Raw genomic sequence first — 16,596 nt, 5'->3', positions numbered from 1 at the left:
ATACGAATACTAAAAAGGTCGCCGGAGCGACCTTTTTAATGCTTGTTAACCTTGCCAATCATACAGGGCCGGCACTTCAACTAGCTCACCTTGAAAACGAATCAAACACGATTGCTGTTCAATCGCCACAAGTTCGATATCATCATTAAGCCAATCTCCTTGACTGTATTCAACACCGTTGACTTTCACCCAACGTTTACTCGGCTTACTCGAGAACACGTGAGTTTGAAAATTCAAAGGGGGCAGTTTGCCATACCACTGCTCGGCATTCTGCGCTAAGTTACTCGCATTCGTCGCTACTGGTTTACTCTCTACTTTCTCAGTGAGAGCAGATTGAAATCGCTGCGCTAACTCTGGAGACAACTGCGACAGATCGAGACCGTCAAGAAGCTCATCATCGCTGTTGTCTTGGTTTTCAAACACTGGCTCACTATTCACTGGTTGCGGCGCTGACACAACACTCTCAAGTAAAGTCTCACTCGGCTCTGTCTGTACTTTATAGGTTGTTGCTAGCCTGCCAAAGTCTGGCGCTGAGACTACGTTAAATTCGAATGGTTTTTCAACCAAGATCGTCTCTGCAATGTTGTCTGTTCGCCAAGCTGCGAGATAGTCATGGTAGGTCTGATAGGTCATCCCCCCACCGACAAGAATAGGAGGTAAGATGACTGCCAACACATTAAGCCACGAAGATGATGACTGCGCCGCCGGTAAAGATAGCGGATGCGCAGAGTGTGTTGAGCGATGTAAAGATTGATTGAGTCGCTCAGACTGATCTAACGCTTGCATCACTTTAGACATTTGAATTCTCCTCTACGCGCTGCAAGGTTGGCGCATCTTGCTGAGCGAGTTCTTCTAAAATCCGTAAAGTCCGGTGACCTGCGATCCCATCGACCGTTAATCCTTGCCAACGTTGAAACAGCTCCACTTTGCGTTTCAATTCTGCATCAAAGAGATTGTTGCTTGAATCTGGCTCTCCGAGTACCTTGGACAAGGTTCTATCCAACAGAGCGATCGGTTCACCTCTCATTCCCTCTTTCAAAGTTTCGTTCCATCGGCTTTGCCAAATGTGGCGATATTGCCCCTGCCAAACGGATGACAGCCAATCGCGCTCAAATATCACTAGCTGGCCATTGATGAACAGCTCGACATTCTGATTCGAGACTGAATAAAGCACCGCATAACGCGGCTGCCCATCGATGTCCAACGTTAGCAACACAGGGCGATTTATTTGAACCAACTCAGTTAAGTTAGCTTGTGAACGTTGGCAACGAAACAAACTGTCATTTTCATCCAAACAAAGCTGATCGAGTACCGAAGCTTTATACCCCCATACTTGATAAAGTTCTGAGATCCCCCCTTCTAGGCTAATGCCTTGATTCAGCAATGCCTTGACCTCACTAGGGAAAACCAACTTATCTTGTGTGAGACTCTCGACTTGAGGGTATTGTTGATGAACGGATGCAATGACCCAAGGCGTCACTAACGTTGGCGTATAGAAATAAGCGCCTGCGGCAAGTATCGCTCCCATAACTGAAGCGACGGCTAATGGTCTTATCGAAAACGAATGACGAACCGCCGTTTGAGGAGGATTCACTGAGCCTGTTTGAAAACTCATTACATCGTCGCAAGCGGCTTGTACCGTAGCATTCGACGGCTGTGACTCACCTAAGCTATAAGCTTGCTTTAAGCTCGCATCACACACCAAATTGATCAGGCGTGGAATCCCCGTCGTGTGCTTGGCGATATATTTTATCGATGGTGCGGAAAATAACTCCGGGGAGCCACCAGCTAAAGTCAGTCGAAACTTGACGTAATCACGCGTTTCATCCTGATTAAGCGGAAGAAGGTGGTAGCGCCCCGTCATTCTCTGAGCAAGTTGACGTAACTGAGGCATCTTGAGCTTTTGTTGCAGCTCCGGCTGACCAATCAAGAGTACTTTGAGCAGCTTTTGGCTCTCTGTCTCTAGGTTAGTCAAGAGACGCAGCTGCTCCAATACATCTGCAGAAAGATGTTGCGCTTCATCAATCACCAATAACGTTTGAATGCGTTTAGCGTGGTTATCTAGTAAGAATTGATGAATCTGTTGATTGAGCTGCTTTAAAGAAGATTGTGGCTCATAAATCAAATCAAACTCATCACAAATCGCTTCGAGCAACTCATGATTGGAGAAGGTTGGATTAAGAATAAGCCCAGCACGAGTTGTCTCTGCTAAAGTTTTCAGTATGGATTTAGCGATGGTGGTTTTTCCGGTACCAACCTCGCCAGTCAACATAGCAAAACCACCGCCTTCGCCTAACCCCGCCTGGATTTGGAAGATGGCCTCTTTATGGCGGCGGCTTTGGTAAAGGAAACGAGAGTTAGGCACAATCGAAAAGGGCAACTCTGTTAGTGCAAAATGTTGTTGATACATACGTCTCGTCTCTGGGAATTTGCTGCTAAGAAAAGTACCATTGCTGGCTCTATTAGCCAATGGCATTATCAAGAAAAGGGATCACTCGGTGCAAAGATACCTTGTCGGTGGCGCAGTCCGCGATCAACTGCTAAATATTAACGTCTACGACAGAGACTGGGTTGTGGTTGGATCTACGCCTCATAAACTGCTCGATAAAGGCTACACAGCGGTCGGAAAAGATTTTCCCGTGTTCCTTCACCCAAAGACAAAAGAAGAACATGCCCTCGCTCGTACTGAGCGCAAGGTCGGCCAAGGTTATACCGGCTTTGAATGTTACTTCGCTGCGGATGTTACCCTAGAAGAAGACCTGCTGCGCCGTGACTTAACGATCAACGCCATGGCTCAAGACGCTGAAGGAAATGTTATTGATCCCTTTGGTGGGCAGCAAGATCTTCAAGATCGCGTATTACGTCATGTCTCTGATGCATTCACCGAAGATCCTCTGCGCGTGCTGCGTGTGGCTCGCTTTGCCGCTAAGCTCGATCATTTAGGCTTTACCGTTGCACCTGAAACCTTGAGTTTAATGCGTGAGATCGCCGATTCTGGCGAATTGACTCACCTAACGCCAGAGCGCGTGTGGCAAGAGTGGCATAAGTCTCTCTCAACCCAAAGCCCACAAACATTCTTAAAAGTACTTCGAGACTGCGATGCATTAAAGGTTGTCCTGCCAGAGCTTGATGCATTGTTTGGTGTGCCTCAACCGGAAAAGTGGCATCCAGAGATTGATACGGGACTTCATACCCTGTTGGTAGCTGAGCAAGCGGCTAAGTTAAGTAATTCTCTAGCCGTACGTTTTGCCGCTCAAGTGCATGATTTGGGCAAAGGCATTACGCCTGAATCAGAATGGCCTAGCCATAAACTTCATTGCCATACCGGTCTAAAAATCATTAAAGCGTTATGTGAGCGAGTACGTGTCCCTAACGAATTTCGCGATTTAGCTTTAATGGTGTGCGAACAGCACTCTAATATTCATCGAGCGGCTGAACTTCGCCCTGAGACCAAACTCAAAGTGCTCAATAAGTTCGATGTGTGGCGCAAGCCGGAACGCTTACAAGACATTCTGCTGTGCTGTATGGCTGATAGTCGTGGTCGAACCGGTCATGAAGAGATTGATTACCCACAAAGAGAAATCTTCGCTGACGCTTATCAAGCGGCTTTAGCGGTCAATGTGCAAGACATTATCAAAGATGGTTTTAAAGGCGCAGATATTCGCACTGAGATGGAAAAGCGCAGAGTTGAGGCTATTCTAGAGGCTTAATCAACTGCTGTAATCCTCAAGAGTGAGGGACGAGCGAGTTGGGGGTCTCATAAAGCGAGTCGAATGTTTGAGGAGATTCCCTACTCTCTCCTACGTCGCTCTATGGAATGACGCTCAATGTGACCCAGTCATCCTCAAGAGTGAGGAACGAACGAGTTGGGGATCTCATAAAGCGAGTCGAATGTTTGAGAAGATTCCCTACTCTCTCCTACGTCGCTCTATGGAATGACGAATTTTAGGCAAAAAAATGCCCCGCATAAGCGAGGCATTCAAAGCTTAGATTAATAATCTACGAGAGATTACTGACCTTTAACTTCTTTAAGACCGTTGAAAGGAGCGCGCTCACCTAGAGCTTCCTCGATACGGATAAGTTGGTTGTACTTAGCAACACGGTCAGAACGGCTCATAGAACCAGTCTTGATTTGACCTGCAGCTGTACCTACCGCTAGGTCAGCGATAGTTGCATCTTCAGTTTCGCCAGAACGGTGAGAGATTACTGCTGTGTAACCTGCGTCTTTAGCCATCTTGATTGCAGCTAGAGTCTCAGTTAGAGAACCGATTTGGTTGAACTTGATAAGGATAGAGTTAGCTACGCCTTTCTCGATACCTTCAGCAAGGATCTTAGTGTTAGTAACGAATAGATCGTCACCTACTAGTTGAAGCTTGTCACCTAGTAGTTCAGTTTGGTGCTTGAAGCCAGCCCAATCAGACTCGTCTAGACCGTCTTCGATAGAAACGATTGGGAACTGGTTAGCTAGCTCAGCTAGGTAGTGGTTGAACTCTTCAGAAGTGAAAGTTTTACCTTCGCCCTTCATGTTGTAGATGCCAGCGTCTTTGTCGAAGAACTCAGATGCAGCACAGTCCATAGCTAGCGTAACGTCTTTACCTAGTTCGTAACCAGCAGCTGCAACAGCTTCTGCGATAACTTCTAGAGCTTCAGCGTTAGACTTAAGGTTAGGAGCGAAACCACCTTCGTCACCAACTGCAGTGCTGTAGCCTTTAGACTTAAGAACTTTAGCTAGGTTGTGGAATACTTCTGCACCGATACGTAGACCTTCTTTAAGAGTCTTAGCACCAACTGGTTGGATCATGAACTCTTGGATGTCAACGTTGTTGTCTGCGTGCTCACCACCGTTGATGATGTTCATCATTGGTAGAGGCATAGAGAACTGACCAGCAGTACCGTTTAGTTCAGCGATGTGCTCGTATAAAGGCATGCCTTTAGCAGCAGCTGCAGCTTTAGCGTTTGCTAGAGAAACCGCTAGGATTGCGTTTGCGCCGAACTTAGATTTGTTTTCAGTAGCGTCAAGGTCGATCATTACTGCGTCGATTGCAGCTTGATCTTTCGCGTCTTTACCAACTAGAGCTTCAGCGATTTCGCCGTTTACAGCTTCAACAGCCTTAAGAACACCTTTACCTAGGAAACGAGCTTTGTCGCCGTCACGTAGCTCAAGAGCTTCACGTGAACCAGTTGATGCGCCAGATGGAGCAGCAGCCATACCTACGAAACCGCCTTCTAGGTGTACTTCAGCTTCTACAGTTGGGTTACCACGTGAATCGATGATTTCACGACCTAGAACTTTAACGATCTTAGACATTGAATGTTTCCTTCTCGTTGAATATATAATGTCAAAATTAAGGGCAGCAGCACGACTAACGCTACTGCCCGTATCCTTTACTTCTCGAATTCGCCGCGTTGATATTCACCAGCCGCTTTCACGAAACCTGCAAACAATGGGTGACCATCGCGAGGTGTTGAAGTGAACTCTGGGTGGAATTGAGCCGCTACAAACCATGGGTGAGCTGGGTTCTCAATGACTTCTACCAGTTTCTTGTCTGCAGATAGACCTGATACTTTCAGACCTGCTTTTTCAATCTGCGGACGAAGAACGTTGTTCACTTCGTAACGGTGACGGTGACGTTCATGAATTGTCGCGTTACCGTAAAGTTCACGAGCCTTAGTGCCTTTTTCTAGGTGACATAGCTGTGAACCAAGACGCATAGTACCACCTAGGTCAGAGGTTTCAGTACGTTCTTCAACTTTACCTTCACCATCAACCCACTCAGTGATTAGACCAACCACTGGGTACTTCGTCTCTTTGTTAAATTCTGTTGAGTGTGCACCTTCCATACCCGCAACGTTACGTGCGTATTCGATCAGTGCCACTTGCATACCTAGACAGATACCTAGGTAAGGTACTTTGTTTTCACGTGCGAATTTTGCAGCAAGGATCTTACCTTCTACGCCACGGTCACCAAAGCCACCAGGAACTAGAATTGCGTCAAGACCTTGAAGTGCTTCGTCACCTTTTGACTCAACATCTTGTGAATCTACGTACTTGATCTTCACGCTTAGACGGTTCTTAAGACCTGCGTGTTTCAGCGCTTCGTTCACTGACTTGTATGCGTCTGGTAGTTCAATGTACTTACCAACCATACCGATCGTTACTTCACCCGTTGGGTTCGCTTCTTCGTAGATTACTTGTTCCCATTCAGACAAGTTAGCTTCAGGAGCGTCAATGCCGAAACGAGCACATACAAGATCATCAAGACCTTGAGCTTTGATAAGTTGAGGGATCTTGTAGATGGAATCTACGTCCTTCATTGAGATAACTGCTTTTTCCTGAACATTACAGAATAGAGCAATCTTCTTACGTTCGTTCGCTGGGATCATGCGATCGCTACGACAAACTAGGATGTCTGGCTGGATACCGATAGATAGCAGTTCTTTAACAGAATGCTGAGTCGGCTTAGTTTTCACTTCACCTGCAGCGGCTAGGTAAGGAACTAGAGTAAGGTGCATGAACATTGCGCGTTCACGGCCTAGTTCTACAGCTAGCTGACGAATCGCTTCCATAAATGGTAGAGATTCGATATCACCAACCGTACCACCTACTTCAACGATCGCAACATCATGGCCTTCAGCGCCAGAAATTACACGATCTTTGATTGCGTTAGTGATGTGAGGGATAACCTGAATTGTTGCACCTAGGTAATCACCGCGACGCTCTTTCGCTAGAACGTCTGAGTAAACACGACCTGCAGTGAAGTTGTTGCGCTTGGACATCTTGGTGCGAATGAAACGCTCATAGTGACCAAGGTCAAGGTCAGTTTCAGCGCCATCTTCCGTGACGAACACCTCACCGTGTTGAGTTGGGCTCATAGTGCCTGGGTCAACGTTAATGTAAGGGTCAAGCTTCATCATAGTCACTTTAAGACCACGAGCTTCTAGAATAGCCGCAAGAGATGCTGCTGCAATACCTTTACCTAGAGAGGATACAACCCCGCCAGTAACAAAAATGTAATTTGTCGTCATGTTTAACCTGAAATTGGTTGAATGAGGGAAAATGGATTTCTTCTGGACGGGATATAAATATACCAGAAGCCCTTTTCCGCTACAACGTGAAATCTATCACACTGCAATTTTTTATTTTTTGCTTCAAATCAAATTCGAGTCTCGCGTTATTCGACTCTTTTCTCTAACGCTTCATTCGCTTTCACTTCATCCCAGAAACTGTCTAATTGTTCTAGATTGAAATCAGTCAGTTGCTTACCTTGCTCTGCCACTATCGCCTCAACGCCTTTGAAACGTCTGGAAAACTTCAAATTGGCTTTAGCCAGAGCCACTTCAGGGTCTTTACCCAAATGCCTTGCCAAATTTACGGTAGCAAAGAGTAAATCGCCAAGTTCCAATTCAACTTTATTCTCATCAACGGAAACTTGCAGCGCCTCTTCCATCACCTCTTCGATTTCTTCTTGAACCTTGCCGACCACTGGGCCCAATGAGTCCCAATCAAAGCCAAACTTGGCACACTTTTTCTGTATTTTTGTAGCACGAGAAAGCGCCGGTAGTGAAGCTGGTACTGAGTCTAGAATACTTTGTTCTTGTTTGCCTACTTTGGCTTTCTCTTTGGCTTTTTCCGCTTCCCAATTGGCATTTATTTGCTCATCATTCTCAAATTTGGTATCAGAAAACACGTGAGGATGACGTCGAGTTAATTTTTCATTGACGCTTTCTACCACTTCGGAAAAATCAAACAAACCCTGCTCTTTCGCCATTTGGCTGTAAAAGATAACTTGGAAGAGTAGATCACCCAACTCTTCTTTGAGATTCGACCAGTCGCGGTTTTGAATCGCATCGACCACTTCATAAGTTTCTTCGATGGTATACGGCACGATGGTGTCAAAGCTTTGCTTGATATCCCACGGGCAACCACTTTCTGGGTCACGTAACTTGGTCATGATCTGTTCTAACTGTTCGATTGGGTGACTCATTTTCAAATCTTCCTTTAAATCATTTATCTAAAGAACTTTCATTCAAATAAAAAGGTGAGCAGCCTAAACCACTCACCTTTAATTTTGTCTGTCATCTTTCACAGCAAGCCTGAACGACTTAGAGGTCTCTCATTACTTTAAGAGATTCCCTATCACGTTCGTTCCTCACTGTAGGGAATGACAGCATTCATTTTTGCTTTCACTAAGTAATTGTTACTTTAACAAGGCAACAAGTTTTCGCGACTCCTGAGCATAGCTCGCCTATGTGATGGAGCAAGAAAACGCAGTTAACGCAGTAAAAGTGACAAGTACAACGTGAAAGTTAGCCTAGGCGTTTAACGCTCATTACATCCTTGATTTGCTCAACACGCTTAGACACTCGAGTTAAGATTTCAACGTTCGTCACTTCTAAATCAAAGTCCATGATCGACATTTGTGTACGGTAATCAACACGGTTCTTCATACTGGTGACTTTGATTTTTTCATTGGCAAACAAGGTGGTTACATCTTTTAGTAACCCACTGCGTTCCATTGCTTCGACACGTACTGTCAAAATATATGAACCAACAAAGCCACTACCCCATACAGTATCAATGATACGTTCTGCCGCGTGATGACGAAGCTCTTCTAGCTGCTCACAGTCAGCGCGGTGAACAGAGATGCCTCGGCCTTGAGTAATGTAGCCTGCGATGTCATCGCCTGGGATTGGCTGACAACAACGTGCTAGATGCGTCATCAGGTTATCGACACCTTCAACCACAACCGCATCTTTCTTCGGTCGGCTTTGCGCTGGCGCTTTATTTCCCGCTTCCTGAAGTTTCTCTAATGCTTGCTGATCTTCTTCTTCCGCTGTTGGCTTGTTTACCAGGGCATTGATGTGGTTGATGATTTGGTTAATACGCAAATCACCGCTGCCAACCCCGACATAAAGCTCGTCAGGCGTATTCATGTTGAAACGCTTAAGACCATATTGCTCGGCATCTTTTAGCGTTGCACCAATCCTGGTTAGCTCTTGCTCTAGAATCTCACGCCCCGCTTCGAGGTTCTTTTCGCGGCTTTGAGCGCGGAACCATGCGTTGATCTTGGCACGAGCACGACCAGAGGTAACGAAGCCAGTGGATGGGTTCAACCAGTCGCGCGATGGGTTTGGCTCTTTGGCTGTGATGATCTCAACTTGATCGCCCATTGCTAGCTTATGAGTGAACGGAACGATACGGCCTGCCACTTTGGCACCAATACAACGGTGACCAACCATAGAGTGGATGTGGTAAGCAAAATCGAGAGGAGTAGCACCCATAGGTAGATCGACCACATCACCACGTGGCGTAAACGCATACACTCGGTCATCAAACACCTGGCTTCGAACTTCATCAAGCATTTCGCCTGAATCTGACATCTCTTCTTGCCAATCAAGCAGCTTACGTAGCCAAGTGATCTTCTCGTCGTAACCACTGCGACCGCCGCCACCTTCTTTGTATTTCCAGTGCGCGGCTACCCCAAGCTCAGAGTCTTCGTGCATATCTTTGGTACGAATCTGGATCTCGATGGTTTTGCCTTCAGGGCCTAGAATAACGGTGTGGATCGACTGATAACCATTGGGCTTCGGGTTAGCCACATAGTCATCAAATTCACTTGGGAGGTGCTTGTATTTGGTGTGAACTGTCCCTAGTGCGGCATAACAGTCTTGCAGCTTATCAGCAATAATACGCACGGCGCGTACGTCAAAGAGCTCGTCAAAAGCGAGACCTTTTTTCTGCATTTTGCGCCAGATACTGTAGATGTGTTTAGGACGACCGCTCACTTCTGCATTGATAGAAGAAGCCTTCATTTCTGACGTTAAGTCATCAACAAAGTCGGTAATATACTGCTCGCGAACAATACGGCGCTCAGAAAGCTGCTTAGCGATTTGTTTGTAGGTGTCAGGTTGTTGGTAACGGAATGCGTAGTCTTCCATTTCCCATTTCAGCTGACCGATACCAAGACGGTTAGCCAGAGGCGCATAAATGTTGGCACACTCTTTCGCGGCCGCTTGGCGAACTTCTTCTGGCGCTTGTTTTACTTCAACAAGGTTAGCAATTCGTTCTGCAAGCTTAATGATGACACAACGGAAATCATCCACCATCGCAAGGAGCATGCGGCGAACATTATCCACTTGAGCAGAAGCCGCACTGCCTTCCATTGTGACGTTTAGCTGGCCTAAAGCCGCCATCTCTTCAACGCCATCAATCAGTTTTATGGTTTCTTGACCGAAGTCTTCTTCAAACTGCTCTCTGTCATAGGCGCCACTTGAGACCAGTGGGAACAACAGAGCAGCAACTAACGTGGCTTTATCCATTGAAAGGGTGATGAGAATTTCGATCATCTCTCGACCACGCCACAACAATAGCGAGCCTTGTTCGTTCCCTTCTAAGATCGATTCACCACGTAAGTAAACTTCTTTTAGGCGCTTTGCGACTTTTGGTTCTTGTCCTAGGCTAGCAATCCATTTATCTAGCTCAAACTGTTCGTCTTGATTTAAATGTGCGCTTCTTACCGCAACCATTATTTTCGTCCTGTTATTCTTTTTATATTCGACCCGCCCTACAGTCACTATGTTCATGTAGGGCAAGTTCGCTTAATCCTTTACAAATAGTGCCATTGATTCTAAATGACTGGTATGCGGAAACATATCGAGCATACCTAATTTTTGTAACTTGTAGCCTTGATTTAGCAAGCTCTGTGAATCCCTTGCAAGGGTAGCAGGATTACACGAAACATACACAACTCGTGAGGCTCCGAGTTGAGAAATGTGTTCAATGATGCCACTCGCTCCAGCTCGTGCTGGATCGAGCAGGATTTTATCAAATTTTTCCTCAGCCCAAAGCTGACCAGAGAAATCTTGCTCAAGGTTCGCCTGATAAAAGCGCGCGTTTTCGATTTGGTTAAGCGCGGCATTCTCGCTCGCTTTCTCAACCATCACATCGACACCTTCCACGCCAATCACACTTCGTACTTTCTGAGCGATCGGCAAGCTAAAGTTGCCTAAACCACAAAATAAGTCGAGTACGCGATCGTTTTCACTAAGCGACAACCAGTTAAGAGCCTGTTCAACCATTGATTGATTGACCCCTTGATTGACCTGAATAAAGTTATTTGGTTCAAATGGGATGGTCACACCCGCTTCCGTGTAATGCGCAGAGTTACCCACGACTCGATTCAGCTGATCGGTTTCAGGCATAAGGTACAACGTTGCTTGATGCTGCTGAGCAAATGCTTCCAATGCCTGCTGGTCTTCCTCTTTCAATGCTTTCAAATGGCGTAAGACAATCACTTTGGTATTGTCGCCTTTCACCAACTCCACATGACCTAAACTGTCTTGATGTGAAAAATTAGCAAGCAATTGGTGCAATGGTGTCAGCAAAGCATCAAGATCGTTATCCAATACCGGGCAATGATCAACCGTGACAATGTCTTTACTCTGTTTTTTGCGGAAACCAAACTCGAGCTGACGTGTTTTTTTATTGAACTTCAAGCTAATACGAGCACGGCGTCGATACGCTTTAGACTCGCTCAATACAGGCGCTTCCAATGCGATTCGTTGGCCGGCGAATTTACTCATCAATTGGCTGAGAGTTTGCTGTTTATAATCCTGCTGAGCCTCTAAACCTAAGTGCTGCATATTACAACCACCGCACTCTTGGTAATGAGAGCAGAATGGCTTGATACGTTGCTCACTGGTTTTCTGAATTTTAATCAGGTTTGCACGAGAGAACTTACTTTTGCTCTCAGTCAATTGAGCAAGTACTTGCTCACCGGGTAGCGCCCCCTCAATGAAAACTGGTTTTTTGTTTTGGTAGGCCATCCCTGCACCATGGTGATCCAACTTTTCAATCGTAAAAGACTGATGCTTGGTATTGAGTTGAGTTTTCTTCTTCGGTTGGAAAAAACGCGCCATGTTTTGTGCCTATGTTTGATGACCTTGCGGCCTATTGCTCGAATTGCTGTTCGATTCCAAGCTTTTATACTTGAATCATTGTCTGAGCCGACTGAGTTGATTATGCTAAGTAATTCGACGGCTTCTGTTATATGGAAGTTATTTTCCCATATCCACACCACGATGTTTAGACAATAATGACAAGATATGGCTTACGTGCCCGCGTTATTACGCTAACCTTAGCGCCAACGCTTATTATTGGGCTGCTGCTCAGTGCCTTTTTCTCGTTCAACCGCTATCACGATCTTGAAAAGCAGGTCATCAACTCTGGCCTGAGTATTATTGAGCCCCTAGCGATCGCCAGCGAAGATGGTCTCAAAAATAACAGCCGCGAATCGGTGCGCCGTATCATCAGCTACGCACATCGTAAGAACTCCCAGTTTGTCCGCAGTATCGCGGTGTTTGACTACAATCACGAGCTGTTCGTTACCTCAAACTTCCACCCCAACTTTGAATTGCTAACCTTTCCGCGTAATGAGCCAATTCCATTGCTTGTCAGTTCCGATCTGCAAGAAAATACCCTGATATTACGCGCACCTGTCATTGCAGAGTCTAGCTTCGCAGCCACAGGAGAGGGGCAAGGCAACAATCCAGCGCTTGGTTATATCGCCATTGAGCTTGATCTCTCGTCATTGCGACTGCAACAGTACCAAGAGATTTTCTCTGCTTTCTTAGTGTTGCTGATTGGCTTAGGGTTATCTGCCGTATTCGCATTTCGCTTGATGCACGATGTGACTCGACCAATCTCTCACATGAAAAACATGGTCGACCGTATTCGCCGAGGCCATCTTGATGTTCGTATCGAAGGGAAGATGCATGGTGAGCTCGACTCTTTGAAAAACGGTATCAACTCGATGGCGGTGTCGCTCTCTGAGTATCACGTTGAAATGCAGCATAGTATCGACCAAGCAACATCTGACCTGCGAGAAACCTTAGAGCAGTTAGAAATTCAGAACGTTGAGTTAGACATCGCGAAGAAACGTGCCCAAGAGGCGGCACGTGTGAAATCTGAATTCTTAGCGAATATGTCCCATGAGTTGCGAACACCACTTAATGGCGTGATTGGCTTTACCCGCCAAATGCTCAAAACCACACTGACCAATAGTCAAACCGATTACTTGCAAACGATCGAACGTTCAGCCAATAACTTACTGAACATCATCAACGACATACTCGATTTCTCGAAACTAGAAGCCGGGAAACTCGCGTTAGAAAACATTCCGTTCGATTTCCAAGCGTCACTAGAAGAAGTGGTGAGCTTACAGGCCACCAGCGCCCATGAAAAAGGGTTAGAGCTCACACTTAAAATAGATCCAAAAGTGCCTGCCGGACTTGTCGGTGACCCACTGCGCATTCAGCAGGTTTTAACCAACCTTGTGGGTAACTCGATCAAGTTTACAGAGCGAGGCAACATTGATATTAGTGTTGAGCTGCGTTCACAAAAAGAAGATTCGATTGAACTGCAATTCATGGTTCGTGATACCGGTATTGGTATTTCTGAACGTCAGCAGTCGCAACTTTTCCAAGCCTTTAGCCAAGCGGATGCTAGTATTTCTCGCCGCTACGGTGGTACAGGCCTTGGTCTGGTCATCACCCAGAAACTGGTTAGCCAAATGGGCGGTGAGATTAGCCTGACGAGTCGCCTCCACCAAGGTTCAACCTTCTGGTTTACTCTGCGCCTATCCTCTACCGATATGCCTGTTAGCGATCTGATTGAAACACAAGCATTACAGCAACGCTCTCTTCTTCTGGTTGAGCCAAATATGCAAGCCGCCTCTGTGATTCAACAGACTCTGGTTCAAGAAGGATTGATTGTCACCTATCGTTCTTCTTTGCCGGATGAAACTGAAAGCTATGACTACGTACTCCTGAACCTGTCGCCGAATAAAGAAAACGATGTGGAAACCGTTCAACAATGGGTCGAGCATGCGATGCGATGTGCCTCTAATGTTGTGGTCGGCACGCCGAGTACGACCTTGGCACTCTCTGATCATCTGATTCAGAAATACCATATTCACTGTATTACTAAACCACTGTCACGCAGAAAACTTCTGCAAACCTTAGCGGCAAATCAAGAGAATGTCCCTCTACTTGAAACCCAATCAGTCAATGATGAAACGCTGCCGCTCACGGTGATGGCGGTCGATGACAACCCAGCGAACTTGAAACTGATCAGTGCATTGCTTCATGAGCGTGTCGAGAAAGTCGTGACTTGTACCAATGGTCTAGACGCAGTGAAACAAGCCAAAGAACAGCGCTTTGATATCATCTTGATGGACATTCAAATGCCACAAATGGATGGAGTCACCGCGTGCAGTGAAATCAAGAAACTGGCACTCAATGCCAACACACCGGTCATCGCGGTGACTGCGCACGCGATGAGTGGCGAGCGAGACCGTCTGCTTGACGCTGGTATGGACGATTACCTCACCAAGCCCATTGAAGAGCATGTCTTACAGCAAGTGCTGATGCACTGGAATCCGCATACGAATGAACAAGATCTAGAAAAGCTCGATCTCGCGAATACTTCAGTAACATTAGACCACCAGCCAGAACCAACAGCACAAGAAGAGTATTCGAACATCATCATTGATTGGCAGGCGGCCTTAAAGCAGTCGGCAAACAAAGAAGATTTAGCCAAAGATATGCTGCAAATGTTGGTGGATTACATCCCTGAAGTGAATGCGATTGTCGATGGCGCACTGGAAGATGATCATTTTGATATCGAGCAGCTCATTCATCACGTTCATAAACTGCATGGCAGCAGTTCATACTGTGGCGTGCCTAGGTTGAAGAGCGTGTGTGCCACCATAGAGAAACAACTCCGCTCAGGAGCAAGTATTGAAGATGTTGAGCCAGAACTGTTCGAGCTGCAAGATGAAATGGAAAAGGTTGTAGCAAGTGCAAAGCCTTACCTCGACAACAATTAGATAACGCTTCCACCAAAGCACAGCTGACTTGAGGCGCATTAATCAAAGTGTATTAATGCGCCTTTGTTGAATAAGAGCCATTGTAAAAATGGAAATGGTTTTTCCCTTGTTGCTTCACTTGGTACATTGCCTGATCAGCTCTATGAAGCAGTTTTTCAATTTCCACTCCTTGGCTAGGTTGAACCGCAACACCGATACTGCACCCAACTTGGACAGTTTGCGCCTTGTAAGTCATGGGCTGATTAGCTGACTCAACGGCTTGCTGCGCAATTCGACTCAAGAGTTGATGGTCATTTTTTTGTAGTACCAAGTAAATAACAAATTCATCGCCCCCCATCCGGCCTACAACACCCGGGATGTTGCTGTTGGATTGGATCTCTGAAAATCGATTCGCAATCTCATTTAAAATCATATCCCCTGCGGCGTGCCCATAGGTATCATTAATCGCCTTAAAGCCATCCAAATCAACCAGTAATAAAGCAATAAACTGACTAGAACGCGATGCTTGTTCTAAATACTTTTCACAGCCTAAACGGTTTTTAATCCCAGTTAAAAAATCTTGTTCAGCCATGTTTCGATAGTAATGCTCCCAATGCTCTATTTGAGCGCGCAATTCTCTTTCTCTTTGAATGGCTTGACGGGAGTTCTCAATAAAGGTGTTCACACTATGTATGACCACACCGAGTTCATTGGTTTTATTCTCGATATCCACTGGAATTTTCTTGGCCTCTTCCGGAGTGGTCGTGTTGAGCGCTTCTGATAGTTCAGACAAAGGCCGACCTATAATGCGCTTAAACACCATAACTAAGGTCACGACGGTAATCAGGAACTGGATTAAAATAAACATCACCTGATTAAAGACTTGTTTCAGCGCCGTTTCCTGCAACGCCGCAGAGTTGTTGTGAATATAGAGCTTGCCTAATGGTTTTCCGTCGGTGGGTGAATAGAGACGATAGACGTTTGATAGCGCCCACTGCTTCTGCTCTAGGATTAACTGATTAGAAGAAAACGAAATACCGTCATCTCCTTCAAGTCGAACCGCATCAATTTCTTCATGGAGTAACAAAGCGGAGATGACTTCGTCAGCAATTTCCGCATTATTAACGTACAACGCAATCGCCGCCGATCCAGACAAAGAAAGTACTAACTTTTTTTCTAGATCTTTATGATCGCGATCCGCTTGAACAAAACCGAAAGGAATCATCACCAATAGGATCAGGACGAGATAGAACATTGCTAAGATCGTAATGATTTTAAGTAGCTTGGTGGAAAGTGAGGTCAGCTTCGTTCTACTCATGGATATGCAGCCCTACCCTAACCCCAGAGCTTGCCGGCGGCTCCTTTGTCATATAGCCAATGGCTTGAGGGTTCTCTATGATCTTCTCAAGCATCCCTTGATCGGATGAGACTTTATCTGGTGCTCGCATGCTGCCAGAGAATTTGAGCTTCGCCCAATACGCGTTGACTTGGCTTTCTGTCATATTGGTCACAGCGCTAAAGAAACGCTTGCGATCCTCTCCTGTACGATCCAAAACCTGATCCACATAAGTCGATCCTAAGGTCTTCTTTCTCCCTAAATAGACATCAGCAACCTCTTCTATCTCGAAGTGGCTCATTGGGCTCTTTTCACTGACAACAACGTAGATATCGGCAAAAGCTTGAGTGGTCATTAACAATAAACAGAGGCTAAAACTTCTCATGTTCAGCC

The 16,596-nt window shown here is 45.9% G+C and carries 11 protein-coding genes; 2 read left to right on the top strand and 9 right to left on the bottom strand.

Annotated elements, in window-relative coordinates:
- Positions 1 to 45: 45 nt before the first annotated feature.
- Together EJ063_RS09250 and EJ063_RS09245 are read right to left on the bottom strand one after the other, a co-directional pair.
- Positions 46 to 798 carry a general secretion pathway protein GspB gene (locus EJ063_RS09250; RefSeq protein WP_126574011.1) on the bottom strand — a complete coding sequence of 251 codons (753 nt, stop codon included), beginning with the start codon at positions 796 to 798 and terminating at the stop codon, positions 46 to 48.
- Positions 791 to 2,410 carry an ExeA family protein gene (locus EJ063_RS09245; protein ID WP_126574010.1) on the bottom strand — a complete coding sequence of 540 codons (1,620 nt, stop codon included), beginning with the start codon at positions 2,408 to 2,410 and terminating at the stop codon, positions 791 to 793. Before EJ063_RS09245 ends, EJ063_RS09250 begins: the two co-directional genes overlap by 8 nt.
- Before the next feature lie 88 nt (positions 2,411 to 2,498).
- Here EJ063_RS09245 and EJ063_RS09240 point away from each other — a divergent pair, with 88 nt between their 5' ends.
- The gene (locus tag EJ063_RS09240; RefSeq protein WP_126574009.1) at positions 2,499 to 3,710 is read left to right on the top strand and encodes a multifunctional CCA addition/repair protein; all 1,212 of its coding nucleotides are present in this window, start codon (positions 2,499 to 2,501) and stop codon (positions 3,708 to 3,710) included.
- A 299-nt stretch (positions 3,711 to 4,009) separates the two neighbouring features.
- Here the strand turns inward: EJ063_RS09240 and eno are convergent, their stop codons facing one another.
- The 5 genes from eno to rlmD all read right to left on the bottom strand — a co-directional run bounded on the left by eno (position 4,010) and on the right by rlmD (position 11,919).
- Positions 4,010 to 5,308, bottom strand: coding sequence for a phosphopyruvate hydratase (gene eno / locus EJ063_RS09235; protein ID WP_126574008.1), 1,299 nt, complete (start codon positions 5,306 to 5,308; stop codon positions 4,010 to 4,012).
- A 77-nt stretch (positions 5,309 to 5,385) separates the two neighbouring features.
- On the bottom strand, positions 5,386 to 7,026 hold the full coding sequence (pyrG, locus tag EJ063_RS09230; protein ID WP_126574007.1) for a CTP synthase: 1,641 nt from the start codon (positions 7,024 to 7,026) through the stop codon (positions 5,386 to 5,388).
- A gap of 146 nt (positions 7,027 to 7,172) precedes the next feature.
- Complete coding sequence (gene mazG, locus EJ063_RS09225) at positions 7,173 to 7,985, bottom strand: nucleoside triphosphate pyrophosphohydrolase (RefSeq protein ID WP_126574006.1); 813 nt, start codon at positions 7,983 to 7,985, stop codon at positions 7,173 to 7,175.
- A gap of 322 nt (positions 7,986 to 8,307) precedes the next feature.
- Positions 8,308 to 10,527 (bottom strand): GTP diphosphokinase, encoded by a 2,220-nt coding sequence (relA, locus tag EJ063_RS09220; protein ID WP_126574005.1) that lies wholly within the window; start codon positions 10,525 to 10,527, stop codon positions 8,308 to 8,310.
- Positions 10,528 to 10,599: 72 nt separating this feature from the next.
- Positions 10,600 to 11,919 (bottom strand): 23S rRNA (uracil(1939)-C(5))-methyltransferase RlmD, encoded by a 1,320-nt coding sequence (rlmD, locus tag EJ063_RS09215; RefSeq protein WP_126574004.1) that lies wholly within the window; start codon positions 11,917 to 11,919, stop codon positions 10,600 to 10,602.
- A gap of 176 nt (positions 11,920 to 12,095) precedes the next feature.
- On the opposite strand from rlmD, the gene barA reads away from it, so the two are divergent.
- Entirely contained in the window at positions 12,096 to 14,888 is a 2,793-nt protein-coding gene (gene barA, locus EJ063_RS09210) for a two-component sensor histidine kinase BarA (RefSeq protein ID WP_126574003.1), read from the top strand.
- Between the two features lie 52 nt (positions 14,889 to 14,940).
- On the opposite strand, the gene EJ063_RS09205 is transcribed toward barA, so the two are convergent.
- Both EJ063_RS09205 and EJ063_RS09200 read right to left on the bottom strand, forming a co-directional pair.
- Positions 14,941 to 16,185, bottom strand: coding sequence for a GGDEF domain-containing protein (locus EJ063_RS09205; protein WP_126574002.1), 1,245 nt, complete (start codon positions 16,183 to 16,185; stop codon positions 14,941 to 14,943).
- Complete coding sequence (locus EJ063_RS09200) at positions 16,178 to 16,588, bottom strand: hypothetical protein (RefSeq protein WP_126574001.1); 411 nt, start codon at positions 16,586 to 16,588, stop codon at positions 16,178 to 16,180. The genes EJ063_RS09205 and EJ063_RS09200 overlap by 8 nt, the downstream gene beginning before the upstream one ends.
- Between the last annotated feature and the right edge of the window lie 8 nt (positions 16,589 to 16,596).

Origin of the sequence: Vibrio aquaticus, from assembly GCF_003970385.1 — a bacterium.
In the GTDB taxonomy this organism is placed as follows: Bacteria; Pseudomonadota; Gammaproteobacteria; order Enterobacterales; family Vibrionaceae; genus Vibrio; species Vibrio aquaticus.
Note: the sequence above shows the minus strand (reverse complement) of the source record. Positions and strands in the feature narration are given on the sequence as shown.